The organism is Luteibacter rhizovicinus DSM 16549 (genome assembly GCF_001887595.1).
GTDB lineage: Bacteria > Pseudomonadota > Gammaproteobacteria > Xanthomonadales > Rhodanobacteraceae > Luteibacter > Luteibacter rhizovicinus.
Window position 1 is genome coordinate 1,375,458 of sequence record NZ_CP017480.1, and the last position, 17,037, is coordinate 1,392,494.

Here is a 17,037-nt window from a genome sequence, read left to right on the forward strand (position 1 = left end):
CGCCCGGGAAATTGAAATCGGCCGCTCCACATGTGGGAGGCGGCTCCAAGGTAGGAGCCGATTTATCGGCGATGGGTGCTCGCGACGCGGTTAGGCATCGCCGATAAATCGGCTCCTACCGTGGCGCGCCCGCCACCCGGGACGTCTTCCAGACCACCCAGGCACCGACCAGGGTCAGCAAGGCCAGCGCATACCAGGTGAGGGCGTAGCTCAGGTGGTTGTCCGGAAACGCGATGACCGTCAGCCCACCCACCGGACCGTCGTTACCCTCACCACGTCCGGGCGACGAGGCCGCATCGGCGTCGACGAAGTAGGGAGCCACGTCGCCCAGACCCTTCGCCGCCGCGATCGCGGCCACATCGCGGGAGAACCAGCGGTCCCCGGCCGGGTCGTTCTTCTGCAGGAAGGCGCCCTTCGGCTCGCTGATCCGCAACAGCCCCGACACCGCCGCCGGCCCCGACGGGCCCGGCGTGCAGTCGGCCTTGCCGGCACACCACGTCGGCGACACGAAGCCGCGATTCACGATCACGACATCGCCCGAGGCCAGACGCAACGGCGTCAGCAACCAGGAGCCCATGCCGAGCTCGGTGCTCGCGCGAACGCGGACGCTCTTGTCCTGCAGGAAGCTACCGCTCAGTTTCACGCGGCGGTATTCGTCGTTCGCTGCACTCACCTGCGGCCACTGGCCACGACCGGGTGCGTCCACGGGCGCGGCATGCACGCGAGCGTCCACGCGAGCGATCAGGTCGTGCTTCCACGCGCGCCGGTGGACCTGCCATGTACCGAGCGCAACGAAACCCGCAAAGACCACCGCGCCCAACACGGCGAGCAGGCCCAGAACGAAGACGCCGCGCGGTGAGCGCGGCGTCCTTGTCTCGTTTGGCACCTTCACGCTCAAGGCAGGTTCTTGACCTGCTGCTCGGTCATGTCGTGGGACATGCCCGGCATCATGTTCGAATTGAGATGGAACATGACCCAGATCGAACCGGTGAGCGTGATCACCACCAGGATCAGCGTGAACATCAGCGCCAGCATGTTCCAGCCGCCCTGCGACTTCGTATCCATGTGCAGGAAGTAGATCATGTGCACGACGATCTGGATCGCCGCGAAGGTGAGGATCACGATCGCCAGCGTCTGTGGGTTCGGGATGACCTTGCCCATGACGAGCCAGAACGGGATCGCCGTCAGCACCACGGCGAGGAAGAACCCCATCATGTAGCCCTTCAGGGTGCTGTGGCTGACTTCTTCTTCACCATGACCGTGGTCGTCGTGGTGGTCGTGCGATTCGATGTGCGCGCTCACGGCAGCACCCCCATCAGGTAAACAAAGGTGAACACGCCGATCCAGACCACGTCGAGGAAGTGCCAGAACATGGACAGGCACATGATGCGACGCTTGTTGGCCGGGGTAAGGCCGAAGCGCCCCACCTGCACCAGCAAGGTGATCAGCCAGATGATGCCGAAGGTCACGTGCAGGCCGTGGGTGCCGACCAGGGTGAAGAACGACGACAGGAAGGCGCTGCGCTGCGGGCCCGCGCCCTCATGGATGAGGTTCGCGAACTCGTACAGCTCGATGCCGAGGAAGGTGGCGCCGAACAGGCCGGTGATGATCAGCCAGGCCATCATCGTGCCGCGGCGGTTCTTCTGCATCTCCAGCACGGCGAAGCCGTAGGTGATGGAAGACAGCAGCAGCATCGTGGTGTTGATGGCCACCAGCGGCAGCTCGAACAGGTCGGCGCCCGAAGGGCCGCCCGCGTAGCTGCGGCCGAGGACGCCATAGGTGGCGAACAGGCAGGCGAAGATGAGGCAATCGCTCATCAGGTAGATCCAGAACCCGAGCAACGTGCCGTTTTCCGGGTGGTGGTCTTCCTTCATCCAGAACTGAAGGTCCTGCTGGTCCGCGACAGCGGCGGTAGAGGTGGCTTGGATATCAGACATGGGCGGCAAGCTCTTCCGTGCGGGCGGATTCGGTCCGGGCCACGACGTCGGCGGGGATGTAGTAGTCGCGCTTGTAGTTGAAGGTGTGGCCGATCGCGGTCACCAGCAGGCCGAGGAAGGCGAGACCGGCAATGATGAACATGTGCCAGATCATCGCGAAGCCGATGACGAAGGCGAACCCGGCGATGTACACGCCAGCCGCGGTGTTCTTCGGCATATGGATCGGCAGGTAGCCTTCCGTGCGGCGCGCGGCGTTGCGCTCCTTCATCTGCCACCAGGCATCCGCTTCATGGATAACCGGGGTGAAGGCGAAGTTGTACGACGGCGGCGGCGACGAAGTCGACCACTCGAGCGTGCGGCCGTGCCACGGATCGCCCGTCACGTCGCGCAGCGCTTCGCGGCGCTTGATGCTGACGAAGATCTGGATGAGGAACGCAGCGATACCACCGGCGATGAGCACCGCACCGAACGCGGCGATGATGAACCAGATCTGCAACGACGGGTCTTCGAAGTGGTTCATGCGGCGGGTGACGCCCATGAAGCCCAGCACGTAGAGCGGCATGAAGGCGAAGTAGAAGCCGGTCAGCCAGAGCCAGAACGACCACTTGCCCCAGTACGAATCCAGCTTGAAGCCGAAGGCCTTCGGGAACCAGTAGTTGATGCCGGCGAAGACGCCGAAGATCACGCCACCGATGATGACGTTATGGAAATGCGCGATCAGGAACAGGCTGTTGTGCAGCAGGAAGTCGGCCGGGGGCACGGCCAGCATGACGCCGGTCATGCCGCCGATCACGAAGGTGACCATGAAGCCCATCGTCCATAGCATCGGCACTTCGAACTGGATGCGGCCACGGTACATCGTGAACAGCCAGTTGAAGATCTTCGCGCCCGTGGGGATCGAGATGATCATCGTGGTGATGCCGAAGAACGAGTTGACGCTCGCGCCGGAACCCATGGTGAAGAAGTGATGCAGCCAGACCAGGTACGAGAGCACCGTGATCACGACGGTCGCGTAGACCATGGACGCGTAACCGAACAGGCGCTTGCGGCTGAAGGTGGCGACGACTTCGGAGAACACGCCGAACAGCGGCAGCACGAGGATGTAGACCTCGGGATGGCCCCAGATCCAGATCAGGTTCACGTACATCATGGCGTTGCCGCCGAAGTCGTTCGTGAAGAAGTTGGTACCGATGTAGCGATCGAGCGAGAGCAGTACCAGCACGGCCGTCAGCACCGGGAAGGCGGCGACGATCAGCACGTTGGTGCACAGCGAGGTCCAGGTGAAGACGGGCATCTTCATCATGGTCATGCCGGGCGCACGCATCTTGATGATGGTGGCGAGCAGGTTGATGCCGGAGAGGGTCGTTCCCACGCCGGCCACCTGTAGTGACCATATGTAGTAGTCGACCCCGACATCGGGACTGGCCGCCAACCCGGAAAGCGGCGGATACGCCAGCCAGCCCGTACGGGCGAACTCACCGACGAACAGCGAGGCCATCACCAGCATGCCGCCAGCGACGGTCATCCAGAAGCTGAAGTTGTTGAGGAACGGGAACGCCACGTCGCGCGCGCCGATCTGCAATGGCACGACGAAGTTCATCAGGCCGGTGACGAAAGGCATCGCCACGAAGAAGATCATGATCACGCCGTGGGCGGTGAAGACCTGGTCGTAGTGATGCGGTGGCAGGAAGCCGGGGTTGCCGTTGAAGGCCATGGCCTGCTGGGCACGCATCATGATGGCGTCGGAGAAACCACGCAGCAGCATCACGATACCGAGCACCATGTACATGATGCCGATCTTCTTGTGATCGATGCTGGTGAACCACTCGCTCCAGAGGTAACCCCAGAGTTTGTACTTGGTCAGCACGGCCAGCAGCGCGATGCCGCCGAGGGCGACAGCCGCGAACGTGCCGATCAGGATCGGCTCGTGGTAGGGAATCGCCTCGATAGTGAGGCGTCCAAAGATCAGTTTGACTAGATCGGGTGTGTTCATTACCGGACTCGGCGAGGCTTGAATCGGAAAAGGCGGCCGCTCAGAGCGGACGTCCGGCAGGTGTCATCGCTGCGCCGGTGGCGCCGCGGGCAGCGCAAAGCGCACCCACGTAGCGCTTGCCGTCGTCGGCGACACCCAGGCGCGAGCGGGTGGCGGCATCGAGCGAAGTGACGTTGTAGGTGCCCACCACGCCCTGACCGCCCTGCTGGTCGATCGCCATCATGTCGCTCTGGCACATGCGGTTCGATTCGACGCACCGGTTGAGAATGGCGTTGTACAGGCCAGGCGCCACGGTCTTGTAGTAGTGCACCGGTTCGCGCTCGCTGGGCTGCTCGAGCTTGAGGTAGTCCTCACGGCTCAGGGTGTTGCCATCGGCGCGGGCCTTGGCCACCCAGGCGTCGAAGTCACCATCGGACAGGCTATGGAGGCGGAAACGCATGTCCGAGAATCCGGCGCCGCTGTAGTTGGCGGAAATTCCTTCGAAGTCACCGGTCTTGTTCATCACCGCGTGGAGCTTGGTCTCCATGCCCGGCATGGCATAGATCATGCCCGCCATGGCGGGAACGAAGAACGCGTTCATGACGTTGGAGGCGGTGATGTGGAACTCGATCGGGCGGTCGACCGGCGCGGCCATTTCATTGACCGTGGCGATGCCCTGCTCCGGATAGAGGAACAGCCACTTCCAGTCCAGCGCCACGACTTCGACCACGAGGGGCTTGACGCCCTCGGCGACCGGGCGGGAGGCGCCGATCTGGTCCAGCGGGCGATACGGATCCAGCTTGTGGGTGCTGGTCCAGGTGATGGCGCCCAACGCGATGATGATCAGCAGCGGGGCCGACCAGATCAGCAGCTCCAGGACGGTGGAGTGGTTCCAGTCCGGGGCGTAGTCGTCGTGGTTCTTGTTCTTTTCCCGGTACTTCCAGGCGAACAGGAAGGTCATCGCGATCACCGGGATGATGATGATCAACATCAGCACCACGGAAATAATGATGAGATCACGCTGCTGGCGGGCAATGTCGCCGGAGGGCGAGAACAGCACGGCATCGCAGCCCGACAAGAGCAGGATCAGGGCGGGGATAAGCAATCCGCGCAACATCTTCATGGACATTCGCATGATGGAGGCAACCGTGGGGACACGAAAAAGTACGCCTATCCGGCTTTTAAGGCCATAGGACACATTGTCCCATGGCCTTACAAGCCGAGTGCTGCGATTTTTGGCTATCCTGTCATCCATCTCCAAGACCGGCCGAATACGATGTCGAGCATTTCACACGCCCATCACAATGCCGCGGAAGGCGCCGAACAGGATGTCCGCCGCCAGCACGAAACCAGCCACGCCCCCGTCGCCCCCGGCGAAATCGCGGTGGGCGTCGTCATTGGCCGTGCCTCGGAATACTTCGACTTCTTCACGTACGGCATCGCGTCCGTCCTCGTCTTTCCGTCGGTGTTCTTTCCGTTTTTGAGCCAGCTGGACGGCATCCTCGCCGCCTTCGCCATCTTCTCGCTCGCGTTCATCGCCCGCCCGCTCGGCACCACGCTGTTCATGGCCATCCAGCGCAACTGGAGCCGGAGCACCAAGCTGACCGCGGCCCTGTTCCTGCTGGGCACGTCCACGGTCTGTATTGCGTTCCTGCCGGCGAACACGTCGCACGGCTACGCGGTCATTGTGATTCTCTCGGTGCTGCGCTTCTTGCAGGGCATTGCGCTCGGCGGCTCCTGGGACGGCCTGCCGTCCCTGCTTTCGCTGAACGCCCCGAAGGACCGCCGGGGCTGGTACGCCATGCTCGGCCAGCTGGGCGCGCCGATCGGCTTCCTGATCGCCGCCTCCCTGTTCCTGTTCCTGCATACCCAGCTGTCGACGGAAGATTTCTTCAGCTGGGGCTGGCGCTATCCCTTCTTCGTCGCCTTCGCCATCAACGTGGTGGCCCTTTTCGCCCGCCTGCGCCTGGTCGTGACCGAGGAATACACCCAGCTGCTGGAAGAGCGCGAGCTCGAGCCCATCGGCATCATCGAAATGGTGACGGCCCAGGGTTACAACCTGTTTATCGGCGCCTTTGCGGCCCTGGCCAGCTATGCCCTGTTCCACCTGGTCACGATCTTCCCGCTGTCATGGATCGCCCTGAACCGCTCGCAGGACATCAACGATGTCCTGGTAGTGCAGCTGATCGGCGCCTTCCTGGCGATTCTGGGCACCATGGCGTCGGGCGTCATCGCCGACAAGTTCGGTCGCCGCAACACCCTGGGCAGCATGGCCGTGCTGATTGCCCTGTTCGCCATCGCCTCGCCCTGGCTGCTCGGTGGCGCCAAGGTGGCACAGGACGCCTTCCTGCTGATCGGCTTCGCCCTGCTCGGCCTGTCTTACGGCCAGGCGGCGGGTACGGTCACGGCGAATTTCGCCAAGCGCTACCGCTACACCGGTGCCGCCCTGACCTCCGACTTCGCCTGGCTGTTCGGCGCGGCCTTCGCCCCGCTGGTGGCCCTGGGCCTGTCGACCCGCTTCGGTCTGGGCGCGGTGAGCGTTTACCTGCTCTCGGGCGCGGCCTGCACCCTGCTGGCCCTGCGTATCAACAAGGCGCTGGAGACGGACCGGTCCAAGCCGGCCGTCTGATCGGCGCGAGAGCATCGCCGCTGAAGCGGCTCCCACACAGGGCACCGCAGCCCTGTGGGAGCCACTTCAGCGGCGATGCCTTTTGTGGGAGCCGATTTATCGGCGATGGAGCCCCTCAACCCACCACCGGATAAGGCCCCTCATCAAACACCGCATCGTGATACCCCTTCACCCCGATCGCCCGGGCCATCTCGCTGCGGAAATCCTCCCCGCGACGCAGGCAGTCGAGCACGAAGGCGAAGTCGCGACGGGGTGTCCAGCCCAGCGCCCGTGACGCCCGACCGCTGTCGTACACACGGTCCAGGCTCGGCAGCAGCTTCCAGCCCCGTGCGCCGTAGAGCGCATCGACATCCGGGAACAGCCTGCGCACCACGGCGGCAGCATCGGTCCGCAAGGCGGCGACGTCGTTCCGCGTGAACGGAGGCGTGGCCGAGACGATGTACCGGCCAAAACGGATGTCCGGCGCCCGGGTCACCGCGAGCAGATGCGCTTCGACGATGTCGTCGATGTCCGCGCGGCGGTAGAGCAGCTCGTTCGCCTGCATGTTCGACGTGTCGAACTCGGCACGAACGCCGGCATTGTCGTCATCTTCAGGGAAGAAGCGCGACGTTCGCAGCACGATGACGGGAAGGCCATCCTTCCGCGCGACCAGTTCGCCCATGCCCTCGGCGGCGATCTTGGTCGCCCCGTAGATGTTCTTCGGGATCGGCATCACGTCTTCGTCGATCCAGGCCGCCGGCTCATCCGGCCGCGGCGACAGCGCCGCGCCGAAGGCGCTCGTCGTGCTGGTGAAGACGAAGGCCTTCACACCGTGCGCCACGGCGGCTTCGAGCAAGGCGACCGTGCCGGCCACGTTGGTATCCACGAACTCGCGCTTGGAGTGGGTGGCAACGTGTGGCTTGTGCAAGGTGGCGCTATGGATGACCGACGTGGCACCCGACATGGCGTCGCGCACGAAGGCCTCGTCGGTGATCGAACCCACCTGATCGGTGAATGCCGAGGCCTTGATGTCGATCCCGCGGACCTCGCGCCCCTCGGCGCGAAGACGGCGGACGATCGCCTCGCCCAGGTGTCCGGCGCTGCCGGTGACCAGAACGCTCATCGGCAACCGCTCCTTACCAGATCAGGTCGTCCGGAACGACGAACTGCTTGTAGTAGTCGTCATCGTCATCGGCTGGAAGGGGCGCACTGTCCTTGCGGCCGTGGTCGGAGACGACCACGTCGGACACGCGCATGTGAATCTTGTCCGCCGCAGCGCGCGGCACGAGCTCGTAACGGTCGTCGAGCTTCGCGATGGCCAGTACGCCGGCGGCGAGTTGGGCACGAAGCGGTTCGCTCACCAGCAGGCTGGTGATCTTCTCGCCGTCGGTGAAGCGATAGGCGATCTCACCGTCGCGCTTCACCCGGGTGGTTTCGACGATCTGCCGGACCTGCGCCCGGATTTCCTTCTTACGTGCGTCGGCATTGCGTTCGGCGGCGATGGCGCGATCGCGCTCTGCACGCTCGGCCTGCAACTTGCGCGCATCGACCTGGGCCTCGTCGGCAACGACGGGCGCCTTGCCCTGGCGCTGCTTGGCCTGTTCGCGCACGACCTTGGCGATCTTGTCCTTCTTGACCAGACCGGCCTTGAGCAACTGTTCCTGCAATGGATTACGCATATCGGGGCATTCGTAGGGTCGCGAGGCTACCGATTCTAGCGCCGAAGACTTGGTTACATGGCGTTACGTGCCTAGGCTTGGTGACCTCCCCGGAGGTAGATCCCGCATGTCCCCTTACCGCAGCCTGCGCGTCACGCGCCTGACCCTCGCCCTCCTCGGGCTGGTGGCCACCCCCACGTTCGCCGCCGATACGCTGCCACCCCGCAGTGAATGGCGGGCCAGCAGCTCCTCGCAGCAGGTACCGGCACTGGCGCCGGCCCACGCGATCGACACCGATGAGACGACGCGTTGGGGCGGTTCGTTCAGCCCGGGGCAGTGGTTCCAGGTGGATCTGGGCAAGGTCGCCCGGATCGGCGGCGTACGCATTCATTGGGACAGCGGCTTTGCCGCCTCGTACTCGATCCAGGCGTCCACCGATGGCCGGACCTTCCACACGGTGTACAGCGTGACCGACTCTCCGGGCGGCACCGAGTACCTCGTGTTTCCCGCCGCCGAGGCCCGCTACGTGCGACTGGCCGCGCCGGCGCGGACGGCCGACTGGGGCGTGTCGGTCTTTGAATTCGAACCCTTCGCTGCCAGTGACTCGGCGCGCATCGCCGGGCTGGACGGTGCGGGCGACGGCGCCGCGCTGTGGGCGGATGGCAATGCCCGCCGTATTGTCGGCAAGGGCCCGAGCGGTACGCGGCAACTGGATATCGCCCTGCCCCGGCCGGTGAACATCGCTGGCCTCGAGATCGAGTGGGCCGGCCCGCGCGATGGCGCCCGGCTTGAGGGACGCGACACGCACGCACGCTGGACAACCTTCGACAGCGATCCCGGCAGCCTGGGCGACAGTTCGTACCTCGCAGCACGCGAACCGCACGACGTCGACGCACTTCGCCTGGTAGTCGGCCCGAAAGACGGGGCGCCGCCTACCGTGAGGCGGCTGCGACTGCTTGGCCCGCTGCGGGTGATGACGCCGATGAAGCGTTATCAGGTGCTCGCCTCCCGCGCCAACGCCGCGCTGTTCCCCTCCTCCCTGCACATGCAGCAGGTGTACTGGACGGCCGTCGGCGTCCCGGCTGGCCTGCAGAAATCCATCTTCGACGAGTACGGCAACATCGAACCATACAAGGGCGGCCCGCAGGTGCAGGCCATCTGGCGCGATGCGTCCGGGCGCACGAGCGTTTCCGACACCTCGGAGCGCACGCATGCGCTGCGCGATGGATGGAAACCGATGCCCTCCGTTGGCTGGACGGCCCAGTCCGGACTCGCGGTGACCAGCGAGGCGTTCGCCACGCAAGACGGATCGCAGCCCGTCGTGATGCTTCGTCACCGGCTTCGCAACACCGGTGCCACCACCGTCGATGGCGTCCTGTCGCTCGTCGTGCGACCCATCCAGGTCAATCCGCCATGGCAGAACGGTGGCGCCTCGCCTATCCACGACATCGCCATCGTCGGCGATGCATCGAACACGAACGTACGCGTGGAGAACCGCACGCTGCTCGCCTCGTTGACACCGGTGGATGCCGCTGGCGCGGCACCGTTCGGCGAACATGGCGAGACGGAGATCACCGCCATGGTCGCCAACGGAACATCGCCTTCCACGCGTGGGGCGCATGACGGCGACGGTCTCGCGGCGGCCGTGCTCGATTACAAGGTGCATCTTGCCGCGGGCGAACAGCGAGACGTCGTGCTCGCGTTTCCGCTAGGCAACGCCGCGACGGAAGCGAGCGGTCGCCTACCGGAGCCGCCGTCGATCGATCGCGGCACGCTCCGCGCCGATAGCTTCGACACCCTTTCCGCGCACGTTTCCGACGAATGGCAGCAGCGTTTGGGCGGCGTCGGCATCTCGCTGCCTGACGAGAGCCTGGTGAACATCCTGCGTTCCCAGGCGGCCTACATGCTGGTGAACCAGACCGGTCACGCCATGCAGGCGGGACCACGCAACTACAACCGCTCCTTCATACGCGACGGCGCGGCGACGGCCTCGATCCTGCTGCGCATGGGCGAGACGAAGACGGCACGCGACTACCTGGACTGGTACGCGACGCACGCCGTGCACGAGAACGGACTGGTGTCGCCCATCCTGAATGCCGACGGCAGCATCAATCGTGGCTTCGGTTCCGACATCGAGTACGACAGCCAGGGCGAATTCATCAACCTGGTAGCCGATGTGGCGCGCTTCGGCGGCGGAACGGAAAGCGTGCGCTCCTACGAGCCGAAAGTGCGCGCGGCGATGCATTTCATGCAGTTACTGCGCGAACGTACGATGGTTCCGGGGTATCTCGGCGACCTCCCGTCCCCCGAGCGCTTCCACGGCATCATCGCGCCCTCGATCAGCCACGAAGGGTATTCCAGTCCCACGCACAGCTACTGGGACGACTATTGGGCACTGAAGGGCTGGCACGACGGCGCGTGGCTGGCCGAGCAATGGGGTGACAAGGACCTCGCCACGTATGCGCACGAGCAGTACGCTGCCCTGCGCGAGTCGCTGCGCAAATCCATCGAGACCACGATGGCCTGGAAAGGCGTCGACACGATTCCCGCTGCAGCGGACCTGGGTGACGGCGACCCGACGAGTGTTTCGATCGCGCTCGATCCGGCAGGGCAGATGGACGTCCTTCCGGCTGACGCGCTGCGCCGCACGTTCGATCGCTACATCGCCGACGTGCGCCAGCGCGAGACTCCGGGTGAACTGTTCGCCTATACGCCGTACGAACTTCGCAACGTACTTACCTATGTCTACCTCGACCGCCCGAAGGACGCCGAAGAGCTGCTGATGGACGTCGTGCGCGACCGGCGACCGCCCGAGTGGAACATGTGGGCCGAAGTCGTCCATTCGCGGCTTCGCCATCCGGGATACCTCGGTGACATGCCGCATACGTGGATCGGATCGGAGTACGCGCGAACGCTCTTCGGCATGTTGATGCGCGAGGCCGACGACGGGCTCTATCTGTTGCCGGGGACGCCGCCCTCCTGGGTCGCCGGCAAGGGCTTGTCCGTGACGCGCCTGCCGGTGGCCTATGGGTCGTTGAGCATGACGGCGAGGCGCGATGGAAAGCGCCTGACCGTCACTCTCGGTGAGGGGATCCGGCCGGGCACCGCGTTGCGTGTGTTCTGGCCGGATCGGACGAAGCCAGCCAAGGTGACGGTCGATGGCAAGACGATATCCGTCTACGACACCGACGGGCTACGGTTGGCGAAGCCGTTCCACACCCTCGTCGCGGACTATTGATCGCGGCTCAAAGGAAATCCACGCGAATGGTCACCGGGCGGACGAACGCGCCGCCCCCGACATTAGGCACCGACTCGCGAAGACGCACGTAGAACTCGAAGTTCTCGCCAGTGGCCAGCGCATTGGCCTGGTACGGCCGTCCTGGCCTGATCGTGCGCTTTGCTTCGTTGGCGATTTCCAGGCCGACGTGGGTCGGCCCGCCACTGAACATGCGAAACAGGTCATTCGCCAGCGGGTCCGCATCGGACGTGGCCCCGAAGGTAAATTGTGCGACCAGGCCGATGGGATCCTTGCACTCGCTCACCTTGAGCTTGAAGTTAAGACGAAGCGCGTGCCATTCATCACGACCGTCGCCACGGCTGGGCTAGCGCAGGCGACGACGCCGAGCAGGCCCACGGTGAGGCGAAGCCACCGCATGCGGAAGCTGGAAGACTGTTCTGTCATGACGTTCCTGAGGGCGGGTCGGTCGCCAATGGAGGCCGGCGACCGACGTTTCATTTACGGCTCGAAACGAATCGTGTACTTCACCGAACCGCCCGCCTTACCGGGAGCGACCGAGCTATCGGTCTGCTCGAAAGCGACGACGTGTGCCAGGATCGCCTGGTTGTCCGTCACCGTTTTCTTGATGGCCTTCTGGTCGCCCCAGATATCGATCGGATCCTGGTTTTCGTTCATGAGACGGAACTGGATACCCCTCGCGGTACCGGAGGTGACTTTCACCATGCCCGTCGCGCTATCGACCAGGGCACTGTCCGGATCGAACGACGCCCACACCTTCGTCGTGTTGGTGCAGGTGGTCTCACCGACCTTGCCGACATAGATACGGAAGCCCGTTTCGCCGACACGCGTACCGATGCCCCCGAACTTCGAGGCATCGACACCGGCGAGGTTGACGGTGAAGTCCGGACCGACGCCGCCTTCTCCGCTGATGCTGCAGGTGACGTTAGTGATTTCACCGGCGAAGGTGATCGTTCCGTCGGACGCGAATGCCGCCGGTGCGGCCAGCCCTGCCATGAGCAGGGCGGAAAGTGTTGCCTTGAGGTTCATCCAATTAACCTTTCAGTGTTTGTGTTGATCAACGACCGGAGCGGCCGTCGGCCTTGGGGAGACACGGGTTCATCCCCGCGCATCACGCAGCCGAGCTCGACCAACGCGAGCGCGAAAGAGAGTGTGTAAGATTTTCCCTTCCATCCATATGGAAAAATACTCAAAAGAAGGGTTTTCTTACACACTCTCCAGGTCGATGCCGCCCCAGTTAGGCGATCCTTCTCAAGACATAAGGACCAACACAGTGATAAGCGTTGTCTCGTTCAGTCCAGCGACGATGCCGGTCCGAAGAACTCGAACTTCGCCCGCGCATCGGGCACACCGAGATCGCGCAAGGCACGGCGAACCGCTTTCATGAAGGGCTTCGGCCCGAGGTAGTAAGCATCCATCGCATCGGAAGCCGGCAACCATGCGGCGAGCAGGTCCTTGTCGAGGAAACCGGTCGCGTCGGGTTCGGCATCACCGGTTCGCGGTGTTTCATAGCAGTAATAGCGACGCAGTCGCGGGTGTTTCGCCGCCAATCCGTCGATGACGTCGCGGAAGGCGTGCACGCCACCGTGGCGAGCCGAGTGAATGAAGTGGATGGGACGTTCGGTGGCCAGCGCCGCCTGCAACATGGCGAGGGTCGGTGTGATGCCGACGCCGCCACTGATCAGCACCAGGGCACGATCGTTGTGCTCGAGCACGAAGTGGCCGGATGGCGGAAAGAGCTCGACGGAGTCACCGACGCTGACCCGGTCATGCAGGTAGTTAGACACGAGGCCACCGGGCACGCGCTTGACGCTGATTCGGTAACCCCTTTCGTCGGAGGCCGCCGATAGCGAATAGTTTCGACGTGCATCCTGATCGCCGACCTGGAGCCGCAGGCCGATGTACTGGCCTGGCTCGTGGACGATCACCGTGCCACCGTCGGCCGGAACGAAGTGGAAGGACGTGATTTCCTCGCTCTCCTGCACCTTGTGGGCGACAACGAAGGCGCGACCGTCGCGCCAGCCACCGGGGCTCGATGCCACGCGGTCATAGATGACCTCTTCGGCATCGCCGAGGATATCGGCGAGCTGTTGGTAAGCGACGCCCCAGGCCTCGAGCACGGCGTCCGTAGCGATATCGGCGCCAAGCACCTCGCGGATGGCGCGAAGGAGCGACGCACCCACGAGCGGATAGTGTTCGCGACGAATGCGCAGCGACACATGCTTGCTGATGATGGCGCCGACGAGATCGCCCAACGCCTCGAGCCGGTCGATGTGCCGCGCGTACATCAGCACGCCATTGGCCAGGGCGCGCGGTTGCTCACCGGTCGCCTGGTTGGCCTGGTTGAAGTAGGGGCGCACTTCAGGATGCTCGTCGAGAAGGATGCGGTAGAAGTGTGTCGTCAGCGCCTCGCCGCCCTGTTCGAGAAGGGGGACGGTCGAACGGACGATGGCGCGGTGTTCGGCGGAAAGCATGCGGTCGGTCTCTCGTGTTTAGGAATGCCTTCTTTATCCACATCCCATGCCAAGACCGACACGCGTGCAACTTCATGGAGTTAGAATACGGAAGGGTCGAAATGACTCATGGAGTAGATGGGTCATAATGACCCTGATGAGGTCGATATGACTGCACTGATACCCGAGCTGACGGCGCTTCTGCCCCTGGTCGACGACCTGTCGCGCGAGCTGCCCGAGGCCGAACGCTACCGGCGACTGCTCGGTGCCCTCCGCTCCCTCGTACCCTGCGATGCCAGCGCCCTGCTCCGTCTCGAGGGCCGGGAGCTCGTGCCCCTCGCGGTCGACGGACTGACCGAGGACACGCTCGGTCGCCGCTTCCTTGTCGCCGACCATCCGCGCTTCGCCGCCTTGCTGGCGCATGAGGGGCCGACGCTGTTTCCACCCGACAGCGACCTCCCCGACCCTTACGACGGCCTGGTCGAGGCGCATCTGCCGCTCGATGTGCACGACTGCATGGGCTGCCCGTTGGTGATCGACGGCAAGCCCTGGGGCCTGGTGACCCTCGACGCACTGGAGGCCGGTCGCTTCGAACCGTCCGACCTTGCCACGGTGCGCGCCTTCGCCAGCCTGGCCGCGGCCACGGTTTCCGTCGCCGAGCGCATGCGTGGCCTGGAGCGATCCGCCGAGCACGAGCGCGCACGCGCCGAGGGATTTCGCCTTGCCGCCGGTCAGGCACCGGACCGCGTGCTGGCAGGCCGCAGCCCAGCCTTCCGCCACCTGACCGACGACATCCGCACGGTCGCCGGCAGCGACCTCACCGTACTGATCCGCGGCGAGACCGGTGTCGGCAAGGAGCTGGTGGCCCAGGCGATCCATGCGGCGTCACCGCGCGCGGACCGGCCGCTGATCGCCGTCAACTGCGCAGCACTTCCGGAACATCTCGTGGAGAGCGAGCTTTTCGGCCATGTGCGCGGCGCCTTTTCCGGCGCGATGACCGACCGGCGCGGCAAGTTCGAGCTCGCCGATCACGGCACGCTGTTCCTGGACGAAGTGGCCGACCTCTCCCTTGCGGCACAGGCAACGCTTCTCCGCGTGATGCAGAGCGGCCAGCTACAACGCGTCGGCTCCGACCGCGAGCATCGCGTCGACGTGCGGATCATCGCCGCGAGCAATCGCGATCTGGCCGACGAGGTGCGGGCCGGACGTTGCCGCGCGGATTTCTACCACCGCATCAGCGTGTACCCGCTACGGGTGCCGGCCCTTCGTGAGCGCGGCAACGACGTGCTCCTTCTGGCCGGTACGTTTCTCGAAGAGAACCGCAGTCGGCTCGGCCTGGCGGGCCTGCGCCTGGCCAGTGACGCGCAGGCCGCCCTGCTCGCGTGGACATGGCCAGGCAATGTGCGGGAGCTCGAACACACCATCGGCCGCAGCGCACTGAAGGCGCTATCGCGGCTGGGCGGCAAGGCACGCTCGTTGACCCTGTCGGCCGCCGATCTGGATCTGCCTGTGACCCCGACAGCGCCGGCTTCGTCACCCGAGCCCTCGAGCGAGACGACCGGCCTGTCCATGCGCGCCGATCTCGATCGCTACGAGCGCTCCCTTATCGAGCGCAGCCTGCAAAAAAACGCGCAGAACTGGGCGGCGGCAGCGCGCGAGCTCGGGATGGACCGCGCCAACCTGCGGCGCTCCGCGGCACGGCTCGGCATCTCAAAATAATCCCTACATACAAGATCGTGCGCGGATTCGGCAAAGTCACCAAGCGAGCCGACGGCGACAGGCGAGTGCGGTCATGATCGGGCGAACGTCATCGCATCCGTGACAGAAAATCGCGTCATTAACGCGTCGCCGCGTGTGTTTTCCGACGTTGACCACCGAAAGACGCAAGCCTCGCCAAGCGAGACAAGCGTTGGCCTGTGTTAGCGTCAAGCCGTTCACCCTTACGTACGTTGCCGCCTTGGTCATTCAGCCCATCCCACCTATAAACGACGATCCCACGCTCACGACGCGAGACGCCGCGCGCCTCCTCGGCATTTCCGTCAGCACGGCGCAGAAATGGATCGAGAGCGGTGCGCTCGAATCCTGGAAAACGCCCGGTGGGCACCGCCGCATGCGGCAAAGCGCCGTTATCGCGCTGCTCGAGGAACGCACGGCGATGTCGTCCGACACCGCGCTGTCCATGCCGCAGGAGCTCCGCGCCGAACGTTCTCCCAGCTATCCGGTGCCTCCCGACGAGGCGGCGCGCCTGCGAATGGTCGGACGCACGGGTCTGCTCGACACGCCCGCGGATCCCGCCTTCGACCGCATCACCACACTGGCGCGACTGATCGCCGGCACGCCGATGTCCGTCATTTCACTGCTGACAGCCCGACGCCAATGGTTCAAGTCGGCCCTCGGCACCAGCATGAAGGAAACGCCGCGCGACCAGGCCTTCTGCAATCACGTCATCCTCAGCGATGAGATCCTGACGATCGAGGATGCACGGGAGGACACGCGCTTCAGGCACAATCCACTGGTCACGGGCGAGCCCCACATTCGCTTCTACGCCGGTTGCCCGCTGCGCGGTCCGGACGGTCATACGCTCGGCTCGCTGTGCGTCGTCGATCGCGCGCCGCGCCGACTGGACGCCATGCAGAAGGAAGGCCTCCGTGCGCTGGCGGACATCGCCGAAGACGAGATCCGCCTGTACATGCTGGAACGCGGTCGCCGCTGGAGCTAAGCCGGCGGTGGGGCCCACGGGTCGTAACTGCCGAAGTACCAGAGGTGACCCTCGGGATCCCGCGCGGAATAGCCGGCGCCGCCGTATGCCTTCTCTTCGTACTCGTCGACGATACGCGCGCCGTGCGACCTGGCCACGTCGTAGTGCGCCTTGACGTCACCGACGATGACGCACGGGCACTGGGTCTCCCGGCCGCCCGCCTCGTCGGGCTGGATCATGTGCTGACTGAAAGGTGTGTCGTCGCGCACGGAGCCGAGCATGACCATGCCTCCGCCCAGCGTCAGCTGGGCATGATCGACCAGGTGAGGCTGCTCCGCATTGACGTAAACCGCGTTCCGCTCGAAGCCGAAGGCGGTACAGAGGAAATCGATCGCATCGAGCGCGTTCCGGTAACGCAGACAGGGAATGATCGTGCTGTTCATGCCGCAGGCTCC

General features: G+C 64.6%; 15 protein-coding genes. 4 read left to right on the top strand and 11 right to left on the bottom strand.

From position 1 onward, the window contains the following. Window positions 1–115: 115 nt before the first annotated feature. From BJI69_RS06355 to cyoA, 5 genes are read right to left on the bottom strand one after another with little or no spacing between them, the layout of a single operon-like run. On the bottom strand, window positions 116–892 hold the full coding sequence (locus BJI69_RS06355) for an SURF1 family protein (protein ID WP_244465184.1): 777 nt from the start codon (window positions 890–892) through the stop codon (window positions 116–118). Window positions 893–894: 2 nt separating this feature from the next. Beyond that, window positions 895–1,302, bottom strand: coding sequence for a cytochrome o ubiquinol oxidase subunit IV (cyoD, locus tag BJI69_RS06360; RefSeq protein WP_046965717.1), 408 nt, complete (start codon window positions 1,300–1,302; stop codon window positions 895–897). Continuing rightward, window positions 1,299–1,874 (bottom strand): cytochrome o ubiquinol oxidase subunit III, encoded by a 576-nt coding sequence (gene cyoC / locus BJI69_RS06365; protein WP_425476856.1) that lies wholly within the window; start codon window positions 1,872–1,874, stop codon window positions 1,299–1,301. The genes cyoD and cyoC overlap by 4 nt, the downstream gene beginning before the upstream one ends. Window positions 1,875–1,929: 55 nt before the next feature. After that, complete coding sequence (cyoB, locus tag BJI69_RS06370) at window positions 1,930–3,930, bottom strand: cytochrome o ubiquinol oxidase subunit I (protein WP_046965719.1); 2,001 nt, start codon at window positions 3,928–3,930, stop codon at window positions 1,930–1,932. 40 nt (window positions 3,931–3,970) lie between these two features. After that, the gene (gene cyoA / locus BJI69_RS06375; RefSeq protein ID WP_211258438.1) at window positions 3,971–5,032 is read right to left on the bottom strand and encodes a ubiquinol oxidase subunit II; all 1,062 of its coding nucleotides are present in this window, start codon (window positions 5,030–5,032) and stop codon (window positions 3,971–3,973) included. Window positions 5,033–5,185: 153 nt separating this feature from the next. Here cyoA and BJI69_RS06380 point away from each other — a divergent pair, with 153 nt between their 5' ends. Next, on the top strand, window positions 5,186–6,538 hold the full coding sequence (locus BJI69_RS06380; protein WP_046965721.1) for an MFS transporter: 1,353 nt from the start codon (window positions 5,186–5,188) through the stop codon (window positions 6,536–6,538). A 115-nt stretch (window positions 6,539–6,653) separates the two neighbouring features. Here BJI69_RS06380 and BJI69_RS06385 read toward each other — a convergent pair whose 3' ends face one another. Further along, window positions 6,654–7,640, bottom strand: coding sequence for an NAD-dependent epimerase/dehydratase family protein (locus tag BJI69_RS06385; RefSeq protein ID WP_046965722.1), 987 nt, complete (start codon window positions 7,638–7,640; stop codon window positions 6,654–6,656). 13 nt (window positions 7,641–7,653) lie between these two features. Then, window positions 7,654–8,196, bottom strand: coding sequence for a DUF2058 domain-containing protein (locus BJI69_RS06390; protein WP_046965723.1), 543 nt, complete (start codon window positions 8,194–8,196; stop codon window positions 7,654–7,656). Window positions 8,197–8,302: 106 nt separating this feature from the next. On the opposite strand from BJI69_RS06390, the gene BJI69_RS06395 reads away from it, so the two are divergent. Further along, a complete protein-coding gene (locus BJI69_RS06395) occupies window positions 8,303–11,413 on the top strand; it encodes a discoidin domain-containing protein (RefSeq protein ID WP_078023048.1) in 3,111 nt (1,036 codons plus the stop codon). Between the two features lie 7 nt (window positions 11,414–11,420). Here BJI69_RS06395 and BJI69_RS06400 read toward each other — a convergent pair whose 3' ends face one another. The 3 genes from BJI69_RS06400 to hmpA form a co-directional block, all read right to left on the bottom strand. Beyond that, window positions 11,421–11,717 (bottom strand): hypothetical protein, encoded by a 297-nt coding sequence (locus tag BJI69_RS06400; protein WP_046965724.1) that lies wholly within the window; start codon window positions 11,715–11,717, stop codon window positions 11,421–11,423. 194 nt (window positions 11,718–11,911) lie between these two features. Next, window positions 11,912–12,460, bottom strand: a complete 549-nt coding sequence (locus BJI69_RS06405) for a fimbrial protein (protein ID WP_052766977.1) — start codon at window positions 12,458–12,460, stop codon at window positions 11,912–11,914. A 263-nt stretch (window positions 12,461–12,723) separates the two neighbouring features. Beyond that, a complete protein-coding gene (hmpA, locus tag BJI69_RS06410; RefSeq protein WP_046965725.1) occupies window positions 12,724–13,905 on the bottom strand; it encodes an NO-inducible flavohemoprotein in 1,182 nt (393 codons plus the stop codon). Window positions 13,906–14,052: 147 nt separating this feature from the next. Here hmpA and norR point away from each other — a divergent pair, with 147 nt between their 5' ends. Both norR and BJI69_RS06420 read left to right on the top strand, forming a co-directional pair. Then, window positions 14,053–15,603: a nitric oxide reductase transcriptional regulator NorR gene (norR, locus tag BJI69_RS06415; RefSeq protein ID WP_046965726.1), complete on the top strand. Its 1,551-nt coding sequence runs from the start codon at window positions 14,053–14,055 to the stop codon at window positions 15,601–15,603. Window positions 15,604–15,841: 238 nt separating this feature from the next. Next, the gene (locus tag BJI69_RS06420) at window positions 15,842–16,603 is read left to right on the top strand and encodes a GAF domain-containing protein (RefSeq protein ID WP_211258439.1); all 762 of its coding nucleotides are present in this window, start codon (window positions 15,842–15,844) and stop codon (window positions 16,601–16,603) included. On the opposite strand, the gene BJI69_RS06425 is transcribed toward BJI69_RS06420, so the two are convergent. Continuing rightward, on the bottom strand, window positions 16,600–17,025 hold the full coding sequence (locus BJI69_RS06425; RefSeq protein ID WP_046965727.1) for a VOC family protein: 426 nt from the start codon (window positions 17,023–17,025) through the stop codon (window positions 16,600–16,602). The two genes, BJI69_RS06420 and BJI69_RS06425, sit on opposite strands and share 4 nt — an antisense overlap. Between the last annotated feature and the right edge of the window lie 12 nt (window positions 17,026–17,037).